This window comes from Moorella naiadis (nom. illeg.) (assembly GCF_051020825.1).
Classification (GTDB): Bacteria; Bacillota; DSM-521; order Neomoorellales; family Neomoorellaceae; genus Neomoorella; species Neomoorella naiadis.
The window spans coordinates 29,587-50,926 of sequence record NZ_JAXGFQ010000005.1 but is presented as its reverse complement, the minus strand read 5'-3'; the positions used below and the strand labels follow the sequence as shown (position 1 = coordinate 50,926).

General features: G+C 52.5%; 21 protein-coding genes. 11 read left to right on the top strand and 10 right to left on the bottom strand.

Annotation, left to right across the window (positions count from 1 at the left end):
- Position 1: 1 nt before the first annotated feature.
- The 10 genes from SDD30_RS04555 to rpmH all read right to left on the bottom strand — a co-directional run bounded on the left by SDD30_RS04555 (position 2) and on the right by rpmH (position 8,067).
- Positions 2-883, bottom strand: coding sequence for a ParB/RepB/Spo0J family partition protein (locus SDD30_RS04555; RefSeq protein ID WP_434073757.1), 882 nt, complete (start codon positions 881-883; stop codon positions 2-4).
- A complete protein-coding gene (locus SDD30_RS04550; RefSeq protein WP_434073756.1) occupies positions 876-1,637 on the bottom strand; it encodes a ParA family protein in 762 nt (253 codons plus the stop codon). Before SDD30_RS04550 ends, SDD30_RS04555 begins: the two co-directional genes overlap by 8 nt.
- A 77-nt stretch (positions 1,638-1,714) precedes the next feature.
- Positions 1,715-2,437 (bottom strand): 16S rRNA (guanine(527)-N(7))-methyltransferase RsmG, encoded by a 723-nt coding sequence (gene rsmG, locus SDD30_RS04545; RefSeq protein ID WP_434073755.1) that lies wholly within the window; start codon positions 2,435-2,437, stop codon positions 1,715-1,717.
- A complete protein-coding gene (gene mnmG / locus SDD30_RS04540; RefSeq protein ID WP_434073754.1) occupies positions 2,427-4,319 on the bottom strand; it encodes a tRNA uridine-5-carboxymethylaminomethyl(34) synthesis enzyme MnmG in 1,893 nt (630 codons plus the stop codon). The genes rsmG and mnmG overlap by 11 nt, the downstream gene beginning before the upstream one ends.
- A gap of 167 nt (positions 4,320-4,486) precedes the next feature.
- Positions 4,487-5,863, bottom strand: a complete 1,377-nt coding sequence (gene mnmE / locus SDD30_RS04535; RefSeq protein ID WP_434073753.1) for a tRNA uridine-5-carboxymethylaminomethyl(34) synthesis GTPase MnmE — start codon at positions 5,861-5,863, stop codon at positions 4,487-4,489.
- Positions 5,864-5,956: 93 nt separating this feature from the next.
- Positions 5,957-6,577: an RNA-binding cell elongation regulator Jag/EloR gene (gene jag / locus SDD30_RS04530; protein WP_434073752.1), complete on the bottom strand. Its 621-nt coding sequence runs from the start codon at positions 6,575-6,577 to the stop codon at positions 5,957-5,959.
- Complete coding sequence (locus SDD30_RS04525; RefSeq protein ID WP_434073751.1) at positions 6,574-7,254, bottom strand: YidC/Oxa1 family membrane protein insertase; 681 nt, start codon at positions 7,252-7,254, stop codon at positions 6,574-6,576. Before SDD30_RS04525 ends, jag begins: the two co-directional genes overlap by 4 nt.
- A 69-nt stretch (positions 7,255-7,323) precedes the next feature.
- Entirely contained in the window at positions 7,324-7,533 is a 210-nt protein-coding gene (yidD, locus tag SDD30_RS04520) for a membrane protein insertion efficiency factor YidD (RefSeq protein ID WP_434073866.1), read from the bottom strand.
- Between the two features lie 4 nt (positions 7,534-7,537).
- On the bottom strand, positions 7,538-7,900 hold the full coding sequence (gene rnpA, locus SDD30_RS04515) for a ribonuclease P protein component (RefSeq protein WP_434073750.1): 363 nt from the start codon (positions 7,898-7,900) through the stop codon (positions 7,538-7,540).
- Between the two features lie 32 nt (positions 7,901-7,932).
- Entirely contained in the window at positions 7,933-8,067 is a 135-nt protein-coding gene (gene rpmH, locus SDD30_RS04510; RefSeq protein WP_161955021.1) for a 50S ribosomal protein L34, read from the bottom strand.
- 228 nt (positions 8,068-8,295) lie between these two features.
- On the opposite strand from rpmH, the gene dnaA reads away from it, so the two are divergent.
- The 11 genes from dnaA (at position 8,296) to pfkB (ending at position 21,168) form a co-directional block, all read left to right on the top strand.
- Positions 8,296-9,624 (top strand): chromosomal replication initiator protein DnaA, encoded by a 1,329-nt coding sequence (gene dnaA / locus SDD30_RS04505; RefSeq protein WP_434073749.1) that lies wholly within the window; start codon positions 8,296-8,298, stop codon positions 9,622-9,624.
- 115 nt (positions 9,625-9,739) lie between these two features.
- Positions 9,740-10,864 carry a DNA polymerase III subunit beta gene (dnaN, locus tag SDD30_RS04500; protein WP_434073748.1) on the top strand — a complete coding sequence of 375 codons (1,125 nt, stop codon included), beginning with the start codon at positions 9,740-9,742 and terminating at the stop codon, positions 10,862-10,864.
- A 21-nt stretch (positions 10,865-10,885) separates the two neighbouring features.
- Positions 10,886-11,107, top strand: coding sequence for an RNA-binding S4 domain-containing protein (locus SDD30_RS04495; protein WP_434073747.1), 222 nt, complete (start codon positions 10,886-10,888; stop codon positions 11,105-11,107).
- The gene (gene recF / locus SDD30_RS04490) at positions 11,070-12,179 is read left to right on the top strand and encodes a DNA replication/repair protein RecF (RefSeq protein ID WP_434073746.1); all 1,110 of its coding nucleotides are present in this window, start codon (positions 11,070-11,072) and stop codon (positions 12,177-12,179) included. The genes SDD30_RS04495 and recF overlap by 38 nt, the downstream gene beginning before the upstream one ends.
- A 210-nt stretch (positions 12,180-12,389) precedes the next feature.
- Complete coding sequence (remB, locus tag SDD30_RS04485; RefSeq protein ID WP_434073745.1) at positions 12,390-12,638, top strand: extracellular matrix regulator RemB; 249 nt, start codon at positions 12,390-12,392, stop codon at positions 12,636-12,638.
- 110 nt (positions 12,639-12,748) lie between these two features.
- A complete protein-coding gene (gene gyrB, locus SDD30_RS04480; RefSeq protein ID WP_434073744.1) occupies positions 12,749-14,653 on the top strand; it encodes a DNA topoisomerase (ATP-hydrolyzing) subunit B in 1,905 nt (634 codons plus the stop codon).
- A 267-nt stretch (positions 14,654-14,920) separates the two neighbouring features.
- Positions 14,921-17,314, top strand: coding sequence for a DNA gyrase subunit A (gyrA, locus tag SDD30_RS04475; protein ID WP_434073865.1), 2,394 nt, complete (start codon positions 14,921-14,923; stop codon positions 17,312-17,314).
- Between the two features lie 288 nt (positions 17,315-17,602).
- A complete protein-coding gene (pdxS, locus tag SDD30_RS04470; protein ID WP_434073743.1) occupies positions 17,603-18,493 on the top strand; it encodes a pyridoxal 5'-phosphate synthase lyase subunit PdxS in 891 nt (296 codons plus the stop codon).
- A gap of 83 nt (positions 18,494-18,576) precedes the next feature.
- Positions 18,577-19,143: a pyridoxal 5'-phosphate synthase glutaminase subunit PdxT gene (gene pdxT, locus SDD30_RS04465; RefSeq protein ID WP_434073742.1), complete on the top strand. Its 567-nt coding sequence runs from the start codon at positions 18,577-18,579 to the stop codon at positions 19,141-19,143.
- A gap of 247 nt (positions 19,144-19,390) precedes the next feature.
- Positions 19,391-20,167 carry a DeoR/GlpR family DNA-binding transcription regulator gene (locus SDD30_RS04460; RefSeq protein WP_434073741.1) on the top strand — a complete coding sequence of 259 codons (777 nt, stop codon included), beginning with the start codon at positions 19,391-19,393 and terminating at the stop codon, positions 20,165-20,167.
- 20 nt (positions 20,168-20,187) lie between these two features.
- Positions 20,188-21,168, top strand: a complete 981-nt coding sequence (gene pfkB, locus SDD30_RS04455; protein ID WP_434073740.1) for a 1-phosphofructokinase — start codon at positions 20,188-20,190, stop codon at positions 21,166-21,168.
- Positions 21,169-21,340: the final 172 nt, after the last annotated feature.

Sequence of the window (21,340 nt, the reverse complement as noted above, 5' to 3'; positions counted from 1 at the left end):
TCTAAAATGTTTCACGTGAAACATTTTCTCCGGTAAGGACAGTAATAATCCTCTCCAGTTCCTCGGGGCCGAAATAATATATTTCTATTTTGCCGCTGTTTTTACCTGCCTTCAATTTTACCCTGGTACTCAATGCTTGCTGCAAGCGTTCCTCGAACTGTCGGGTTTCCAGACTTACCGTGTCATCTTTTTGTTTCTTAACTATTACTTTCCTTTCAGTAAGCTTTTTAATTATGTTTTCCGTTTCCCTGACAGAAATGTTTTCAGCAACGATTTTTTTAGCCAGCTCGATCTGCAGTTTGCTATCTTTGATTCCTAATAACGCCCGCGCATGACCGGAAGATAGTTTATTCTCCCGCACCATGTCCTTAATTTTTTCCGGTAATTGCAGCAAGCGCAGGGCATTGGCAATTACCGGCCTGCTCTTACCTACGCGCCCGGCTACATCTTCCTGAGTCAGGCCATATTCTTCAAGCAGGGTTTGATAGGCTTCAGCTTCTTCCAGGGGATTAAGATCCTCCCGCTGGAGGTTTTCAACTAAAGCAATCTCGGCGGTAGTCCTGGCATCCAGGGATTTAATAATGGCCGGGATCTCTTGCAAACCCGCTTGCCGGCAGGCGCGCCAGCGTCGTTCGCCGGCGATAATTTCATATCCCTCGTTGCCTGCCGGTTTAACGACTATCGGCTGGATGATGCCGTGGGCTTTGATGGACTGGACCAGCTCCGCCATTTTAGCGTCGTCGAAATCCCGGCGCGGCTGGTGTTTTCCCGGCACAATCCGGTCTACAGCGACGCTGGTAATTGTGCCCGCCTCATTCTCTGGGGCAGTTTCCTTTGGCGGAAGCAGGGCGTCCAGTCCCCGCCCCAGCCCTCTTTTAGCCATTGGCGATTACCTCCCGGGCCAGTTCCTGGTAGGCTTCGGCGCCCCGTGAGCGGGGGTCATACAGGCTGATGGGTTGGCCATAGCTGGGGGCCTCACTCAAGCGGACGTTACGAGGAATAATAGTTTTCAAGACCTTTTCCGGAAAGTGATTCTTGACTTCATCAACAACCTGCAGGGAGAGATTCGTCCGGGGATCAAACATAGTTAAAACAACTCCTTCTACTTCCAGCTCGGGATTTAAGTGCCGGGCTACCAGTTGAATGGTATTCATTAATTGTCCCAGCCCTTCCAGGGCGTAATATTCACATTGGATGGGAATCAGAACCCTGGAGGCAGCCGTCAAAGCATTAAGGGTTAAAAGGCCCAGGGAAGGGGGGCAATCGATGATTATGTAGTCATACCTATCTTTAACTTCATCCAGGGCTCGCTTTAATTTTTGTTCCCGGGCAATAGCCGTTACCAGCTCTACTTCGGCGCCGGCCAGTTCAATTGTAGCCGGAACCAGGTCCAGGCCGTTTATCGCAGTGGCGATGATAACACTGCTTAAGGGAGCGCTGTTGATGATTACATCATAAATACAATGCTCGATTTTAAACCGGTCTACGCCCATCCCGCTGGTAGCATTACCCTGGGGATCAATATCCAGCAAGAGAACCTTTTTGCCTTCCTGAGCCATAAAGGCGCTTATGTTGACGGCAGTAGTGGTTTTACCTACACCCCCTTTTTGGTTAGCAATGGTTAATACCTTTCCCATGGACAGGCCTCTCTCCCTTTGTTTTTTCTTTAATTCGGCAGAAGATAGCCTACTTCCTCCTGGAAAAAATAATATCTCTAAGTCAGGGGACGCTTAGCAGGCATGCCCGGGCGCCGGGGATAGAGCGCCGGGGTAGGGTTTTCCTTGATGATCGTAATGAGCATCCTTTCTTCCCCTCCCCCGGGCAGGCGACCGCGCCAGATCTTCTCAATCCTCCCCCCTAAAATACTAATGGCTCTGGTCGCGTTTTTTAATTCTGCGGCGCCCCCCGGTCCTTTATAAGCAACCATAGAACCGCCGAGCCTTATCAAGGGGAGGCAGTATTCCACCAGGGTATTCATGCCAGCCAGGGCCCGGGCTACAGCCAGATCGAAACTCTCCCGGTAACCCGCCTGCCGGCCCAGCTCTTCAGCCCGGCTCCAGCGATACGTAATACCTCGGAGGCCCAATTTAGCGATTACCTCCTCCAGGAAGGTTATCTTTTTATGCTGGGACTCAACTAAAAATACCTGCAGATCCGGGCGGTAAATCTTCAGCAGCAGGCCGGGTATCCCTGCTCCGGTACCGACATCAACTACCCTGGCACCTGCTGGTATTTCCAGGGCTAAAAAAATAAGAAGGGAATCCAGGACATGTTTACGCCAGATTTCCTCCTCTGCCGTTATGGCTGTCAGTTTAACCTTTTGGTTATATCCCTGCAGCAGCCGGATATAATCCTCCAGGCGGGCCACCTGCTCCCTTTGCAGGTTAATTCCTGTAGCCAGGGCAAAATCCGCTAGTAAACCGTCTCTATCGTGCATAGGCTTGCCTTCCCTCCCGCCTTTTTTGCTCCAGGTAAAAAAGGAGGACGTTGATGTCGGCCGGCGTGACCCCGGGGATACGCAGGGCTTGGCCCAGGGATCGCGGTCTGACCCTTTCCAGGTGATCAACGCTTTCCCGGGAAAGCCCTCGGATGTCCCGGTAGTTTAAATCCGCGGGTAAACTCCTGTTCTCCAGCTTTGCCAATCTTTCGGCCTGGATCCTTTCTTTAGCAATATAACCTTCGTACTTAATCATCATTTCTACTTCGCCGGCTACATCCAAAGGCAATGCCGGCACCAAACCGGTGCTTTCCAAATCCTGATATCTTATTCCGGGCCGCTTCAAAAGATCATAGAGACTGGCGGTTCCCTTTAAAGGTACTTCCTCACATTGGGTTAAAAGAAATTGTACTTCTCGGTTATCACTAGCGACATGGCTTTTTCTCAAAGTCGCTATGCTTTCCTTAATGGCCTTCTCTTTTCGTTCCAGCTTTTGGAACTGGACGGCATCCAGCAGGCCTATTTCATAACCGATACCTCCCAGGCGCAGGTCAGCATTATCCTCGCGCAACAGCAAGCGATGTTCCGCGCGGGATGTCAATAACCGGTAAGGTTCTGTTACCCCCCTGGTTACCAGGTCATCGATTAAGACACCAATATAAGCTTGGTCCCGTCTTAAAACCAGGGGTTCCTGGGCCTGCACCAGTCGGGCGGCATTAATTCCGGCCATTAATCCCTGGGCTGCTGCCTCTTCATAACCGGAGGTGCCATTAAGCTGGCCGGCAGTAAAAAGGCCACTGATAGCCTTTACTTCCAGGGAAGATTTTAATTGCGTCGGATCAATATAGTCATATTCGATGGCATAACCGGGCCGCATCATTTCCGCTTGTTCCAGTCCTGGTACACTATGCAGAACTGCCAGTTGTACATCTTCCGGCAGGCTGGTCGACAGGCCCTGGACATACCACTCGTCGGTACCTAGTCCCTCCGGCTCTAAAAAAATCTGGTGCCCGGGCCGGTCGGCGAAACGAACTACTTTGTCTTCGATAGAAGGACAGTACCGCGGCCCCTTACCTTCAATTAAACCGCTGAAAAGGGGCGCCCGGTGGAGGTTGTCAGTAATAATTTTATGAGTTTCCTTGTTGGTATGGGTTAACCAACAAGAAACGTTGGGTCGGTCCTTTTCTTCTACCCAGAAGGAGAAGTTTAAAGGTCCGGGGTCGCCTGGTTGCTCAGCCAGCTTATCCCAGTTGATGGAACGACCGCTGACCCGGGGTGGTGTTCCTGTCTTAAAACGTCCCATACGCAGACCTAGCTCTTGCAGGCTTTCAGCCAGTTCAATGGCCGGTACCTGCCCGTTGGGACCCCCGGTATAAGCTAACTCACCAATAATAATGCGGCCGCGCAGGTAAGTTCCCGTTGTCAGGACAACTGCCCGGGCGGCAAAAAAGGCCCCGGTTCGGGTCAGAACACCCTGTACCCTGCCGCCGGCGGTTAAAATCCGCGTGACCTCGGTCTGTTTAAGATCGAGATTCTCCTGGTGTTCCAGGGTCAGGGTCATGACTTGCTGGTAAAATTTTTTATCGGCCTGGGCCCGTAGGGCCCTGACCGCCGGTCCCTTGCCGTTGTTCAAACGCCGGATCTGAATGCGGCTGCGGTCAATATTGATACCCATTATACCGCCCAGGGCATCAATCTCCTTTACCAGATGCCCCTTGGCGGGGCCGCCAATGGACGGGTTGCAGGGCATCATGGCTATACTCTCTAGGCTGATAGTTAACATGAGGGTCCGGCAGCCCAGTTTAGCTGCCGCCAGGCCGGCTTCACAGCCGGCATGACCGGCACCGATCACAATTACATCGTAATTACCTGCTTTATACACTCCTTTTCACCTACCTTTCCTTATTCCTTTGAAAATAGGTTAACTAAATTAGGCAATTGTTAGTTTGCTACCTGAGGGCTGTACCCGCCAGCTCATTAGCCAGCATTTTCATAGTTTCGTTGCGAGGGCGACAGCCACTATGGGTGGCTCCTCCGAAAATAGGCCCACTACTTACCGATACAAAAGTCGCTGAAGATCCGGTCCAGGAGATCCTCCCGGGCCGTAGAGCCGGTAATTTCACCGAGGTAATTTACGGCCGCCCAGAGGTCGACAGCGATTAAGTCCTCGGGCAACCCCTTCTCCCAGGCTGCGCTAGCGCTCTGGAGGTGCTCCCGGCATCTTTCTAGGGCATCCCGGTGGCGTACCTTCATGATTAAAGGTTCATCTGCCTGTCTGGAAACCCTACCGCCCAGAACTAATTCCCTGATACGCTGCGCCAGTTCATTCAGGCCGACACCTGTAAGGGCGGATATGGCTACGTAGGGATTATCGCCGGCAAAGGCGGCCAATCCTTCACAATTATCGCCGGCAAGATCCCTTTTGTTGCCGGTAATTATGACCTGTTTATTCTTTACAGTCGCCAGGATGCGCCGGTCTTCCGCCTGGATGCCGTCCTGGAGATCAATTACCATTAAAACCAGGTCGGCAGCCTCGATAGCCTGCTTGCTCCTGGCCACCCCAATACTCTCCAGGGTGTCAGCTGTTTCCCGCAAGCCGGCTGTATCTATTAAGCGACAGGTAAAACCGCCCAGCTGCAGGGTTTCCTCAATGGTATCCCTGGTGGTACCGGGAATGTTACTGACAATGGCCCGTTCCTGGTTTAACAGGGCATTCAGGAGGCTGGATTTACCCACATTAGGCCGGCCGACAATTGCTATCCGCAAGCCCTCACTTAGCAGGCGTCCTTCTTCCCAGGAAGCCAGGAGTTTCTCTACGCCGGCCAGGATCTGGCGCAATTCCTGGAGCTTTTCCTGGTCAACCGGGCCTACTTCCTCTGGAAAATCCATGCTGGCTTCAAAGGCCGCCAGGATGCCGGTTAAGCCTGTGCTTAATTCCTTAATCTTGCCGGAAAGTTGGCCCTGCAGGTGAGCCATAGCCGCCTGCAGGCCCTGGCTGCTGCGGGCGCGGATCACCTCCAGAACCGCTTCCGCCTGGGCCAGGTCCAACCGCCCGTTGAGAAAGGCCCGCCTGGTGAACTCCCCCGGTTCCGCCAGCCTGGCCCCCTGTCGCAAAACGAGTTGTAGGACCCTGGCCGTTGCCAGGGCGCCACCGTGGCAGTTTATTTCTACCACGTCTTCGGCCGTATAGCTGTGGGGGCCATACATGACGCTTATTAAAACCTCGTCAATGGTTTCCCCGGTGTCAGGGTCCTGGATTAATCCCAGGCGCAGGAAATGGCTCCGGGAAGCCGCCAGTCCCGGCCCTTGCCGGGGATTAAAAATCTTACCGGCTATAGCTACAGCCTGGCTACCGCTCAAACGTATGATGCCGATACCGCCTTCCCCCGGTGGGGTCGCCAGGGCGGCGATGGTATCCTCAAGCATATCCTTCCGGGCACACCTTTCTCACATAACAAGACCCAGTAATACAGGGGGTATCACTGGGCCGATCGACAATTCTATTTTAGCGCAAATAAATTAATGACGCAAGGCAATGACTACTTTGCGATTGGGTTCCTGTCCTTCACTAAAGGTTAAAATCTGGCTGTCGTTTTGCAGGGCTGTATGGATGACCCGCCTCTCCTGGGGGTTCATGGGTTCCAGGACAATCCGGTTACCCGTTTCTTTAACCCTATTAGACAGGCGCCGGGCTAAATTAATTAAGGTCTGTTCCCGCCGCTTACGGTAACCCTCCACGTCCAGGATAATCTTGATTTTATGCTCCAGGATCCGGTTAACAGCCAGGTTAGTCAAATACTGCAGTGCATCCAGGGTCTCTCCCCGGCGGCCAATCAGAATACCCAGATCCTGACCATGGAAACTGACAAAGTAATAACCCTCCCGGGGCCGTAGTTCCATCCTCGCCTGGATATGCATATCCGCCAAAACCTTACTTAAAAAATCGTTAATTACCTTTTCCGGGCTGTCAGGCAAGACTACCTTTACCCGGGCCTGGCGTGAACCCAGGAGTCCTAAAAAACCCTTGCTGCCTTCTTCTAAAATAGTGACCTCAACTTCCTCCCGTTTTGCCTGCAGGGATTTCAGCGCATTCGTAATAGCCTCTTCAACTGTCCTACCGCTTACTTCAATCTCTTTCATTTAGCGCTGACTTCCTCCTTCACCAGATGCGGCTGGCGGCGAATCAACCATTGCTCTAATATGCCCATCAAGCTAAAGGTTACCCAGTACAGGGAAAGGCCAGCCGAAAAATTACGGCTCATCCAGCCAATTACCAAGGGCATTACATAAAGCATCGTTTTCTGGGTCTGATCCTGACTACTGCTTGCAACCATGCTCACCTTTTGTTGGAAAAAGGTCCCAATGGCCACCAGTATCGGCAAGATATAGGGATCAGGTTGCCCCAGATTAGTTACCCACAAAAAGTTGGCATGGGCCATGTCTACCGCCGGGTTCAGGACCGGATTAAAAAAGTTCCTCAAGGCACTAAATAAAGCAAAGAGAATGGGCATCTGAATCAGCAAGGGCAAACAACCGCCCAAGGGGTTAACCCCTTCCTTTTGGTAGAGTTCCATCATCGCTTGCTGGGACTTCTGAGGGTTACCTTTATATTTTTTCTGTAACTCCTGGACCTTAGGTTGTAGTTCCTGCATGCGGCGCATGGAGCGCAACTGCCTGTAGGTTAAGGGATAGAGAATGACCTTCACGACAACAGTGAATAAAATAATGGCCAGGCCATAGTTGGGTATACCAATGGTCCTGGTGATATTATATAAAAATTGTATCGATTGTGAAAGGAAATCAACTAATATACTCAAAAGCAACCAGCCTTTAACCATCTCTCTATCTTATTATGGTTAAGACGGGTTTTCACCTCCGCAATTTTTTTAAGGGACCGGGTCATAGCCGCCACTATGCCATGGATGGCAGTGGGTTATTCTTTTAAGGGCCAGTAGACCTCCCTGTAACAATCCATACTTTTCCAGGGCTTCAATGGTATACTGGGAGCAACTGGGATAAAAACGACAGTGGTTTCCCAATAACGGTGAGATACATCTTTGATAGAAATGGATCAATTGGATCAATAAAATAACCAGTTTTTTAAGCAAGGGTCTTACTCTCTCCGTTTACTAAAATTTTCCCCCCACGGCCTAAATTTAATACTTCTTTTTCCAGTTCACTGTAAGAAGCGGCAACAGCCCTTTCCCTGGCTACCAGCACAACATCTATACCCGGCTGGAAAGAGGCTAGATGTTGCTGGCAAATGGCGCGCAAACGTCGTTTCAAGCGATTACGGATTACCGCCTTGCCTACCTTTTTCGAAATCGAATAACCGAAACGGGTGTTACCATACTTATTTACCAGGTAATAGAGTTTAAGGAACCTGCCGCTTTTTTTATTGCCGGAACGATAGACCCGGCGGAAATCCCTGCTGGTGGTGATACGACCTTCCTTCGTTAACAATACCTCTCCTCCTGCAGGGGGAAAGGCCTGCCTTAAGCAGACAGGCGCTTCCTGCCTTTCTGGCGACGCTTCTTTATAACCACGCGGCCAGCATGGGTCCGCATTCTTTTTAAAAATCCGTGTACCCGCTGGTGGCGCCGCCTTTTGGGTTGATAAGTCCTTTTCAACCTTTTCCCTCCTACCTATAACTGTATCTAAGCTTCCAGCCTATCATTTCAATTATAGCCGAGTTTTTTTTCATCTGTCAAGGAAAAGGAATTTCTTTGCCTGTTGATAGTTATCCCCAAACCTGTTATGATAAAAATACCAATTTTAACTGGGCCGAGCACCCTTTTCCCCAGGATCCTATTTATTAACAACCTGCTTTTTGAACACTTTTCAAGGAGGTTGCCTTTTTGGCTCCTGTACAGCTTGACCTGGCCTGGCAGCAGGCCCTATCAATTATAGAAAAAGAGATTAGCCCTTCGGCCCTGGATACATGGTTTTATGGTGCCAGGCCGATTACCATGCAGGGTAACACCCTGGTGCTGGCAGCACCCAATGAATTCGCCCGGGATTATCTCCAGAGCCGTTATTACCCTCTGGTGCAGGAAGCCCTGCAGCAGGTCCTGGGGCGCAAAAATATTAAAATCCAGGTTACCTGCTTCCCTCCAGGGGATGCTGACCAGCGCGAAGATATCCAGGGTGAAGATGCCAGCCTGCCTCGTCTCAATCCGAAATATACCTTTGAGACCTTCGTCGTCGGCAACAGCAATCGTTTTGCCCATGCCGCCTGCCTGGCAGTAGCGGAATCGCCGGCCAGCTCTTATAATCCGTTATTTATCTATGGTGGCGTTGGTCTAGGGAAGACTCATTTAATGCAGGCCATCGGCCACCGGGTCCGCCAGCATTTACCAGAACTAAAAGTGATGTATATCTCTTCGGAAAAATTTACCAACGATCTGATTAATTCTATTAAAGATAAAGCCACGGAGCAGTTTCGTACCAAATACCGCAATATCGACGTCCTTTTAATCGATGATATCCAATTCCTGGCCAAGAAGGAGAGCACCCAGGAAGAATTCTTTCATACCTTTAACCATTTATATGAAGCCAATAAACAAATAATTATCTCCAGCGACCGCCCCCCAAAGGAAATACCCACCCTAGAAGATCGCCTGCGCTCGCGTTTTGAATGGGGTTTAATCACCGATATTCAACCACCGGATCTAGAAACCCGAATGGCTATCCTGCGTAAAAAAGCAACTGACGAGGGTACTAACTTGCCTGACGAGGTCATGTTTTTTATTGCCCAAAAAATTGATTCCAATATTCGTGAGCTTGAAGGAGCCCTGATCCGGGTAGCTGCTTACGCTAACTTCACTAAAAAAGAAATAACCCCGGAACTAGCGGAGGGTATTTTAAAAGACGTCCTGGATCTGGCCCGGCCCAAACCTATAACCCCGCGTTTAATCCAGGAGGTCGTTGCCAATTACTTTAATTTAAAGATCGAAGACTTAAAGGCCAAAAAAAGGACGCGTTCGGTAGCCTTTCCGCGCCAAATTGCCATGTATCTCTGCCGGGAACTGACGGAGAATTCCCTGCCCGATATCGGTAAGGAGTTTGGCGGCCGGGATCATACCACGGTTCTGCATGCCTGTGAAAAAATACGTGAGGAACTAAATTCTGATCCTTCCCTGCCCCAGGTAATCACCCAGTTAATGCAACAGATTAGAAACCAGTAACCCACAGTCGTTTCTATTCCAGTTACTTCTCCGCGCGATTTTACTAACATATCAACAGCCCCTATTACTACTGTTACTATAATAATTTTTATATGATGATGGAGGCGAAAAGGCCATGCGGTTCCTTTGTCCTCAACCCCAGCTTGTTAATGCTGTGCAAAAGGTTTACCGCGCTGTAGCTACAACCACTACTCTGCCAGCTATTACTGGGATCTTACTGCAGGCCCACGATAATAACCTGACCTTGACGGGTACCGATTTAGATATGGGGATTATCTATAAATTTCCTGTTGAGATTATCGAGGAAGGAGATTTATTACTGCCAGGGCGTATTTTTACGGAAATGGTCCGGCGGCTGCCACCCACTTCCCTTTCCCTGCGTAGCCTGGACGCCACTGCCGTAGAGATTGCTTACCAGCAATCTCGGGTTCAACTCAATAGTTTTGATCCGGGCCAATTTCCGGCTTTACCACCGCTAGAGGGCGATTTTTCCTTGCAAATGCCGTTAAATGTTATCAAAGACGCTATTCGTAAAGTCACTATCGCCGCCGGTAACGACGACCTGCGCAATGTCTTTAATGGTGTTTTATGGGAGCTGGATCTTGAAGGAAACAGGTTAAACCTGGTAGCAACTGATACCCACCGCCTGGCTTTTTATGGCGGTCAACCTCAAAGTTTTACCTCAGATAAAGGTGCCAGCGCCCTGGTGCCTAACCGCGCTTTGAATGAACTAGCGCGGTTGCTGCCCGGAGATGAGGGTGCCGTAAGCATAACCCTGGGCGCAAGCCAGATCTATGCTCAGTTTGAAGGTCTGACCCTCTATACCCGTTTACTTAGTGGCAAATTCCCTCATTATCAACAGGTTATCCCAAAAGAACATACAACAACTGTTAATATCAATACCAGGGAATTACTGGATACAGTCGAACGGGCCACCTTACTGGCCAGGGATGAGAATAAGGCCCGGGCTCATATTATTATCCTGCGGGTAGGGGAAAAATCTTTAAAAATAACCAGTGAGGCAGCGGAAATCGGCCATCTGGAAGAGGAGTTAACGGCCGCTATCGAGGGCGAAGCCCTGGAACTAGCCTTGAATGGCCGTTACTTACTAGATACCCTGCAGGTAATAGATACGGAAACAGTTGTCCTGGAACTCCTGGCACCCTTAAAACCCGTCGTCGTCAGACCGGCCGGCCAGGATAATTACTTTTGCTTGATCTTGCCTGTTAGGATCGGGTGAAAGTATCCAGAGGTGATTGCCATGCAAAAAGTGATGCTTAACACGCCAACTATCAGGTTGGATCAGTTTTTAAAGTGGCAGGGTCTGGCGGCTACTGGAGGCCAGGCGAAGGAATTAATAATCGCCGGTTTGGTCCTGGTGAACGGACAGGTAGAAACCAGGCGCACTCATAAGCTCGTTCCCGGTGATGAGGTGGAGGTAAAGGGTGCCCGCTTTAAGGTTGCTGCAACTCCAGCTGGTTAACTTTCGTAGTTATAATTACCTTACCTGGGATTGCCTTCCCGGGTTAAATATTATCTATGGTCCCAATGCCGCCGGTAAAACCAACCTATTAGAAGCCATTGGTTACCTGGCTGTAGCCCGATCCTTCCGGCAACAGCTGGACCAGCAATTATTAGCCTGGGGAGCAACCTCCTTTCAAATTAAGGGTTTGTGTTTAAGCTACGACGATGAAGTAGAGCTTTTTATTAACTACCAGCAGCACAATAAAGGGTTAACAATTAACGGTATCCGCAGCCGCTTGGTGGAACTCCTGGGCGTTTTTCCCGGGATCTACTTTGGCCCTGACGACCTGAACTTGATTAAGGGCGGCCCGTACCAACGCCGCCAGTTTTTGGACCGGGAACTCAGCATGGGTGATCGTCTCTATTGTCGCAGTTTGCAGGAATACCGGCGTATCCTATTGCAACGTAACCTTTTACTGCGGGCCCTGAAGGTGGGAAGAGGGAAGGCGGACGAGCTGGAACCCTGGGATATCCAACTACTGCAGGCCGGCCAGGGAATTATGGCTAAAAGGGAGCGTTTTTTACAGGCCCTGGAACCCCTGGCTGCAGATTTATTTCAGAAGATGGCCGGTGGTACCGAACTGACCCTGGCCTACCGGCCGGGGGTGGGTGATCGCCAGGAATGGGAAGAAAGGTTGCAATCTGGGCGCGAGCGGGAAATCCAGGCTGGGATGACTCTCTGGGGTCCCCACCGGGACGATTTTAGCGTCACCTTTAACGGCCACGAAGCCCGCTATTTTGCCTCCCAGGGCCAACAAAGAACAATGGTCCTGGCCTTGAAACTGGCGGAAGCCCGTTATTATTGGGAGATGCTGGGGGTTACACCTGTCCTGCTCCTGGATGACGTCTTTTCCGAGCTCGATGAGCAGCACCAGCAAGCCTTATTGGAACTCCTGGCAGTAGCCGATCAGGCCTTCTTAACAACCACGGCGATTAGTTTATTACCAGAACAACTTATAAAACAGGCCCGGATCTGGGCATTATCCAGGGGAGAGGAACCCCGCCTGATTTCCTGCCCAGATGGGAAATAACTATATCTCAAGTGAGGACTAAGAAAGGGGCTGGATTACCTCGCAAACCCTATTTTCGGAGTAGCCGACCATGGTGGCGGATCACCACCAACGAAGGAAAGAAATGAGAGGCGGGCAAGCTTTAATCCGAAACTGGCGCAGCCAGTTTTGACAAGCCTCCCACCTCTCACCTTCAACCTCACACATATCATTTCGGAGGAGGCGTTAAGTATGTACCTGCATATCGGCAACGACACCGTAGTTCCTTATAAAGAGATAATTGCCATTATTGATCTGAATACAGCCGGACGGGCGGCAGCTACCAGGGAGTTTCTAGAAGGGTTAAACGCTAAAGCCCGAAGGGATTCCGGGACCGGCGAAATCAAATCCTGCGTCGTCACTGATAAAGAAGTCTATTACTCCACCATCTCCTCAGGAACCCTGATGAAACGAGCGACAACTTTTGACCTTGCTGACTAAAGAGCACCCATGCCCTGGCGGGCAGCATTAACTCCCTACCTCCCGGCTTGAATCAAGTATTGATTATATGCTATATTTGTTAAGGTAAAGATTAGGTACTGGAGGAAGAAATGGAACAGGTTCACACAGAGTATGACGCCAGTCAGATCCAGGTCTTAGAGGGCTTAGAAGCCGTCCGCCGCCGGCCCGGTATGTACATCGGCAATACCGGGGTCCGAGGGTTGCATCAATTAGTTTTCGAGCTTGTGGACAACAGCATTGACGAGGCCCTGGCCGGTTTTTGCGACCGCATCGAGGTCACCATCCACCAGGACGGCAGCCTGACGGTAGCCGATAACGGCCGCGGCATTCCGGTTGATATTCACGAAAAGACCGGCCTGCCGGCAGTAGAAGTAGCCCTGACCATGCTCCACGCCGGCGGAAAATTCGGCGGTAATGGTTATAAAGTGGCCGGTGGCCTCCATGGCGTCGGCCTTTCGGTTGTCAATGCCCTGTCGAAACGGCTGGAGATCAAGGTTAAGCGTGATGGAAAAATATACCAACAAGAATACCAGCGGGGGCAAAAGATCTCCGACTTAAAGGTTACCAGCAAAGCCAGGGGTACGGGAACCAGTGTCACCTTTTACCCGGACGGGGAAATTTTCGAGGACCTGGTGTTCCAGGATGAGATTATCGGCCGGCGGTTGCAAGAATTGTCCTTCCTGAACCGGGGCGTGAAGATAGTTTTGCGCGACGAAAGAAATGATAGCGAGACCACTTACTACCACACGGGTGGCCTGCTGGATTTCGTCCGCCATTTAAATAAAAATAAAACGGTCCTCTTTAATAAACCCCTGTACTTCAGCGGGGAAAAAGACGACGTCCAGGTTGAGATAGCCCTGCAGTATAACGACGGCTATAACGAACTAATACTATCATATGCCAACAATATCCATACCATGGAGGGTGGCAGCCACGAGATTGGTTTTAAGACGGCCCTGACCAGGGTAATCAATGACTATGCCCGCCGCTTCAATCTCTTAAAGGACGCCGAAGCCAACCTCTCCGGCGAGGATATCCGGGAAGGCTTGACGGCCGTGATCAGCGTCAAGGTTCTGGAGCCCCAGTTTGAAGGCCAAACTAAAACCAAACTCGGCAATACCGAAGTCCGGGGCATCGTCGACGGCCTGGTAGCTGACTGTTTGACTGCCTACTTAGAAGAGAACCCCTCCGTCGGCCGGCGGATTGTTGAAAAAGCCCTGAACGCTTTTCGCGCCCGGGAAGCGGCGCGCAAGGCCCGGGAGCTGACCCGCCGCAAAAACGCCCTAGAAATAACCTCCCTGCCCGGCAAACTAGCCGACTGCACCCATAAGGACCCGGCCTTAACCGAACTCTTCCTGGTGGAGGGCGATTCCGCCGGCGGCTCGGCCAAACAGGGACGGGATCGCCGTTTCCAGGCCATTCTGCCCCTGCGGGGTAAGATTTTAAACGTAGAGAAGGCCCGGCTGGATAAAATTCTCAACAATGAGGAGATCCGAACGATCATCACCGCCCTGGGTACAGGAATAGGTGACGATTTCAATATCAACAAAGCCCGTTATCACAAAACCATTCTTATGGCCGATGCCGATGTAGATGGTTCCCATATTCGCACCCTGTTGCTGACCTTTTTTTACCGTTACATGAGGCCCCTGATCAGCGAAGGCTACATCTATATCGCCCAGCCGCCCCTGTATAAGGTTTCCCGGGGCAAGAACGAACGCTATCTCTATAACGACGCCGACTTGGACAGGTTTCTCAAGGAACACAGCGGTGAACGCTGGGAGATCCAGCGCTATAAAGGCCTAGGGGAAATGAACGCCGAGCAGCTCTGGGATACGACCATGAACCCCGATTCCCGCACCCTCCTGCAGGTGAACCTGGAAGACGCCATGGAGGCCGACGCCATTTTTAATATTCTCATGGGTGATCGGGTAGAACCACGCCGGGAGTTTATCCAGCAGCACGCCCACGAAGTTCGCAACCTGGACATCTAGCCACGGTTTAGCTGCGGTGGGGTAGTTTCTTTCGGGGGTAAGGCCCCCGTTTTCCTTTAGTTCGCTGCAGGTGGGAGTACCGGGTAACGGCAATTCATAGGACCTGCAGCCAACGGGCAGGCCGAACCCTAGTGTATGCCGGCAAGAAGTATGGCAGTAAGAAACAGCAACATAGTTTGCCAGGTATAGAACAGGTATAGAATAGGTAGAGAAGCAAGGGTGAAGGAAGGTGGCAATTACTTGGCCCTGGAAACCGGCGGGAAAATAATGCCCGTAGTTTTAGAAGAAGAAATGAAGCGGTCCTACATCGATTACGCCATGAGCGTCATTGTCGGCCGCGCTTTACCTGATGTGCGTGATGGTTTAAAACCGGTCCACCGCCGCATCCTCTACGCCATGTATGAAGAAGGCTTGACCCCGGATAAGGCCTATAAAAAATCGGCGGTGGTCGTGGGTACCGTCCTGGCGCGCTATCATCCCCATGGTGATGCCGCTGTTTACGAAACCATGGTCCGGCTGGCCCAGGATTTTGCCTGCCGCTACCCTCTGGTAGACGGCCACGGCAACTTCGGCTCCGTGGACGGCGATTCCCCGGCGGCCATGCGTTATACCGAGGCTCGCTTGTCCAAGCTGGCCCTGACTATGTTGGCCGATATTGATAAAGAGACCGTCGATTTTATCGATAACTACGACGGCAGCCTGAAGGAGCCGGTGGTTCTACCGGCGCGTATTCCCCAACTCCTGGTGAATGGTTCGGCCGGTATCGCCGTGGGTATGGCCACCAATATTCCCCCCCATAACCTGGGGGAGGTCATTGATGCCCTGGTCCTGCTCATTGATAATCCCGATGCCGATCTCAAGGATATTACCAGGATTATCAAGGGACCAGATTTTCCCACGGCAGGGTTGATTATCGGCCGTGAGGGGATCCGGAATGCCTATCGCACCGGCCGTGGCAGCATCAAGGTCAGGGCCCGGGCCCAGGTGGAAACCCTGAACAACGGCAAGAGCCAGATTGTCGTCACCGAGATACCCTACCAGGTGAATAAGGCCCGCCTGGTCCAGACCATCGGCGAGCTGGTCCGGGAAAAGAAGATCGACGGCATTACTGAGCTGCGGGATGAATCCGACCGGACCGGCATGCGCATTGTTATCGAACTGCGCCGGGACGTTCAGCCCCGGGTGATCTTAAACCAGCTTTATAAGCACACCCAGATGCAGGAGAACTTCGGGGTAATCATGCTGGCCCTGGTGGACGGCCGGCCGCGAGTCCTCAACCTGCGCGAGATGCTGACCCTCTACCTGGATCACCAGAAAGAGGTTATCACCCGTCGGACCCGTTACCTCCTGGCCCAGGCCGAGGCCCGAGCCCATATTGTCGCCGGCCTGCGGATAGCCATCCAGTTCCTGGATGAAGTGATTCGTATTATCCGCCAGTCGCCCAACGAGCCCGAGGCCTGCCGGGGCTTGATGGAGCGTTTTCAGTTAAGCGACAAGCAGGCCAAGGCCATTGTCGATATGCGCCTGGGTCGCTTGACAGCCCTGGAGAGGGAGAAATTGGAGGAAGAATGGCAGGAACTGCAAAAGCGCATTGCTTATTATCAAGAGGTTCTGGCCAGCGAAGCCAAAGTCTATGGTATCGTCAGGGAAGAACTCCTGGAGATAAAAGGTAAATTCGCCGACCAGCGCCGGACCCAGATTGTTCTGGAAGAGGAAAACCTGGAGCTGGAGGATCTCATTGCCCAGGAGGATATCGTGGTCACCCTGACCCACCGGGGCTATATCAAGCGTCAGCCGGTAGATACCTACCGCAGCCAGAAGCGGGGCGGCCGCGGCATCCAGGCCATGGGCACCCGGGAAGAAGACGTGGTCAGGGATATTTTCGTCACCACCACCTATCACTACCTGCTCTTCTTTACCAACCAGGGCCGGGTTTTTCGCCTGCGGGGTCATGAGATACCCGAGGCTGGCCGCCAGGCCCGGGGTACGCCCCTGGTCAACCTGATCTACCTGAATAAAAGTGAAACCATCACGGCCGTTATTCCCATTCGCGACTTAGAAGAAGACGCTTACCTGTTTATGGCGACCAGGCAGGGCATAATTAAAAAGACGCGCTTGGGTGAGTATAATACCTCCCGGCGGGACGGCCTGATTGCCATTAACCTGGAGGAGGGCGATGAACTCGTTGGTGTCCTGCGGACGGAAGGGAAAAATGAGGTCATGCTGGTGACGCGCCAGGGTAAAGCCATCCGCTTCAGGGAAAACGACGTGCGGCCTATGGGCCGGGTAGCCCGGGGCGTTAAAGGCATTACCCTGGAAGGCGAGGATCAGGTCGTCGGCCTGGTGAAAGTTAAAGAGGAGGCCGAGCTGGTCGTCGTCTCCGAGAAGGGTTTTGGCAAGCGTACCGCCCTGGAGGAGTACCGCGCCCAGAGCCGGGGCGGTAAAGGGATAATAACCATGAACGTCACCAGCCGCACCGGTCCGGTAGCGGCGGTAACCATGGCCAAACTCGACGACGAGTTGATGCTGATCTCCGCCGAGGGTATTCTCATTCGCCTGGGGGTGGAGGATATCTCCCGCCAGGGCCGTAGCACCCAGGGCGTAACCCTGATGCGCCTGGAACCCAGTGACCGGGTAGTGGCCATGGCTCGTGTACAGTAACACTTTATTTAACGGCAACTTATAGAGTATAATTAAATAGTTATTGCCCGGAGGTTGTTGCTGTAGTAGAATTGAGAGGTAGATTTTAATAACTGCACGTAATAAGGCCCTATCGCCGGCGATTCCCGGGGAATAGGGCGGTAGAAGTAACCCGCGGGCTGGGGGCCGCCCGTGGGGTGGTTTTCCGGCAGGCAATATCCCGCCTTAGTAACTAGTAGTTTGAAGGGGACCTTCGGGGTAATTCTGACTAAAATGTTTAAGTGTAATATTATCAGGGGGGATTTATCGATGGCAGCAGCAGAAGTAGGAACCTGGACGGTCAAAAAAGGCCTGGCCGAGATGTTAAAGGGCGGCGTCATTATGGATGTTACCACCCCGGAGCAGGCTAAAATAGCGGAAGAGGCCGGCGCCTGCGCCGTCATGGCCCTGGAACGGGTACCGGCGGATATCCGGGCCGCCGGGGGCGTCGCCCGCATGGCTGACCCGACGATTATTAAACGGATTATGGATGCCGTCTCTATTCCGGTCATGGCCAAGGCCCGGATCGGCCATTTCGTTGAGGCCCAGATCCTGGAGGCCCTGGGAGTCGATTATATTGACGAGAGCGAAGTCCTGACCCCGGCCGACGAGGACTTCCATATCAATAAACACGAGTTCAAAGTACCCTTCGTTTGTGGCGCCCGCAACCTGGGCGAAGCCCTGCGGCGTATCGGCGAAGGGGCGGCCATGATCCGTACCAAGGGCGAACCCGGCACCGGCAACGTGGTGGAGGCCGTACGCCATATGCGTCGGGTAATGGGCGAGATCCGCCGCCTGCAAAACCTGCCCGAGGAGGAACTCATGACCTTTGCCAAGGAGATTCAGGCCCCCTATGAGCTGGTAAAGCAGGTTAAGGAGCTGGGCCGCCTACCGGTCGTCAACTTCGCCGCCGGCGGTATCGCTACCCCGGCCGACGCGGCTTTGATGATGCAACTAGGCTCCGACGGTATCTTTGTCGGCTCCGGCATCTTTAAATCCAGCGACCCGGTGAAACGCGCCCGGGCCATCGTCGCCGCCACCACCCACTTTCGCGAGCCGGAGGTTCTGGCCGAGGTTTCCCGGGACCTGGGCGAAGCCATGCCCGGCCTGGAGATCGCCACCATTAAACCCGAAGAGCGCATGCAGGAACGTGGCTGGTAGCTTCACGTATAGATGTTTTTGTCCTGCCGGGGCGCCGGTTCAGGACGGCTAAAGATGGATTGAGGTAGAGAGGCGAGTTAATAATGAAAATCGGCGTACTGGCCATGCAGGGCGCCTTCCGCGAGCACATTAAATCCCTGGCGGCCCTGGGGGTCCAGGGGGTGGAGATTCGTCACGCCAACCAACTGGAAAGCATCGCCGGCCTGATCATCCCCGGTGGGGAGAGTACCACTATTGGTAAGTTAATGGTTGAATTCAACCTGCTGGATCCCGTCCGCCATCTTGCCGGGGGGGGGCTACCTATTTTCGGCACCTGCGCCGGCATGGTCCTTATGGCCCGGGATATCATCGGCAGCGACCAGCCCCGCCTGGGATTAATGAACGCCAGAGTGCAGCGCAACGCCTTCGGCCGCCAGGTGGATAGCTTCGAAACCGACCTGGAAATCCCCGCTTTAGGGCCGGCACCCTTCCACGCCGTCTTTATCCGGGCGCCTTATTTAGAAGCAGTAGAGCCACCGGCCGAAGTCCTGGCCACCTTTAACGGCAAAATCGTCATGGCCCACCAGGGTAATTTCCTGGCCACGGCTTTCCACCCAGAGTTGACCGACGATTTACGGGTGCATCGCTACTTCTTAGGGATGATAAAATAACTTCTATGATATGGCTTTGATATGGCTTTCGGGTTAAAGATTAGAGGGATAATCTAAAGGGGTCTGGTGAAAGCTCCTGAATAGCCCTTTTTCAAAGTAGGCAGCCGGGCAGGCTGCTTTTTGTTGTATATGTATGTCTATTAAGTTTCGGTTACTTTCGTGTTAAAAAGATCTTGACAATAACAAGAAGCAGTCGTAAGATAAAAGCAACGAAAAGAATAAAAACGAAATATGAGAGGAACGGCGAATGTTCCCTAGCGAACGCAAACAAAAAATAGTGACCATCCTGGCGGAGACGCCGGCAGTTAAAGTGGCCGAGTTGAGCGAGCTTTTCCAGGTATCCGAAGTGACCATTCGCCGCTACCTTCAGGAACTAGAGGAAGCGGGTTTATTAAAACGTACCCACGGCGGTGCGGTGAGCATCACCACAGCCTCCTTTGAACCGGCACTGATTGAAAAAGAAGAAGAGTACCTGGAGGAGAAAAGGACCATCGCCCGGGCGGCCCTGGATTTAATTAGCGAGGGTGACACCATCCTGCTGGACGCCGGTTCGACTACCTTGCAACTGGCCCGCCTGTTAAAAACCAGCAAAAAACAAAAGCTAACCGTCGTGACCAATGCCCTGAATATTGCCTGGGAACTATCCTTTGACGAAAACATTGACTTGATCCTTACCGGCGGCCACCTGCGCCACCGCACCCTTTCCGCCGTCGGTCCCGTGGCCGATAATAGCCTGCAGGGTTTATACGTCGATAAAGTATTTCTAGCCACCAACAGCCTGGACGTAGAGCGGGGACTATCCACACCTAATATTTACGAGGCCCAGACCAAACAGAGGATGATTAAGGCCGGTCACGAGATCATTCTCCTGGCCGACCACAGCAAGTTCGGCCGCATCTCTCTGGGATTTGTTTGCCCCTGGACTGCCATTCACCGGTTTATTACCGACGCCGGTGCCCCGGCGGCGGACCTGGCGCGCCTGAGGGAGCAAGGAGTAGAAGTAATCGTCGCTGGGAGAGACTAACCCGCGTAGGGGGGACATTTTTGTCTGCACCTGTCGTCACTGTAACTTTGAACCCGGCTTTGGATAAGACAACCATTATCGAAAATTTTGAGCCGGCCAAAACTAATCGTTCCCGAAGGGTAAGCTATGAAGCCGGGGGAAAAGGAATAAATGTTGCTAAATTTTTACATGAATTAAATTATCCGGTTATAGCCACCGGGTTTATCGCCGGTCAAAACGGTTACTTAATTAAAAAAGCCCTGCAGCAAAAGGGAGTACCGCAAGATTTCGTTGAAATAACCGGGGAAACCAGGGTTAACCTCAAGGTTATCGATCCTGTCAGCCAGACCGAAACGGAAATCAACGAACCAGGATTTATCGTAAGGCCGGAGGATCTGCAGGACCTGGTGAATAAACTGGATGCTTTGTTGGGCAATTGCCGGTTGCTGGTTTTATCAGGGAGCCTGCCCGGTGGTCTAGCCGCGGACGTCTACGCCGGATTTATTAAGCGGGCCCGGAACCGGGGCATCGCCACAGTGCTGGATGCCGAGGGAGAAGCCCTGAAACAGGGACTGCGGGCCGTACCCCTGCTCGTAAAACCCAACAAGTTTGAAGCCGAAACCCTGCTGGGCGAAAAGCTAATTACCCCTGCCGACGCCGCCAGGGCCGGGGCTAAAATCCGGCGCCTGGGGGCGGAAATTGCGGTGATTTCCCTGGGGCCCCTGGGCGCCGTTGGGGTAGACAGCCAGGGGGCTTTATGGGCTCAGCCGCCCCGGTTAAATGTAGGCAGCACCGTGGGCGCGGGCGACGCCATGGTCGCCGTCCTCGCCCGGGCCCTCTGCGAGGGGATAGATTTACGGGAAGATCTGCCCCGGGCCGTAGCTGCCGGTACCTGGCTGGCGGCCAGCCGCGCCGGCCGGAGAGAACTAACCCTGGAAAACCTGGCCTGCCAGGTTAGAGTAGTGGTCCTGGAAACTGCACCTGGCAAAAATATAAGTACAGGGGTTAGCCTTTCTGGCTGAACCGGGAAAATGAAAAATTGAACCTATCCATGATCAGTAATTATTTAGCCCGTGCATTAACCGGTCTTTATGGAAGCCGCGGGATAAGAGCGCTAGCAACAACTAATATCAGTAGTGGGCTGAGTAGTTACACGAAGTGAGTTGGAGTAACTGCTGTTCTGACAAAAAAGGG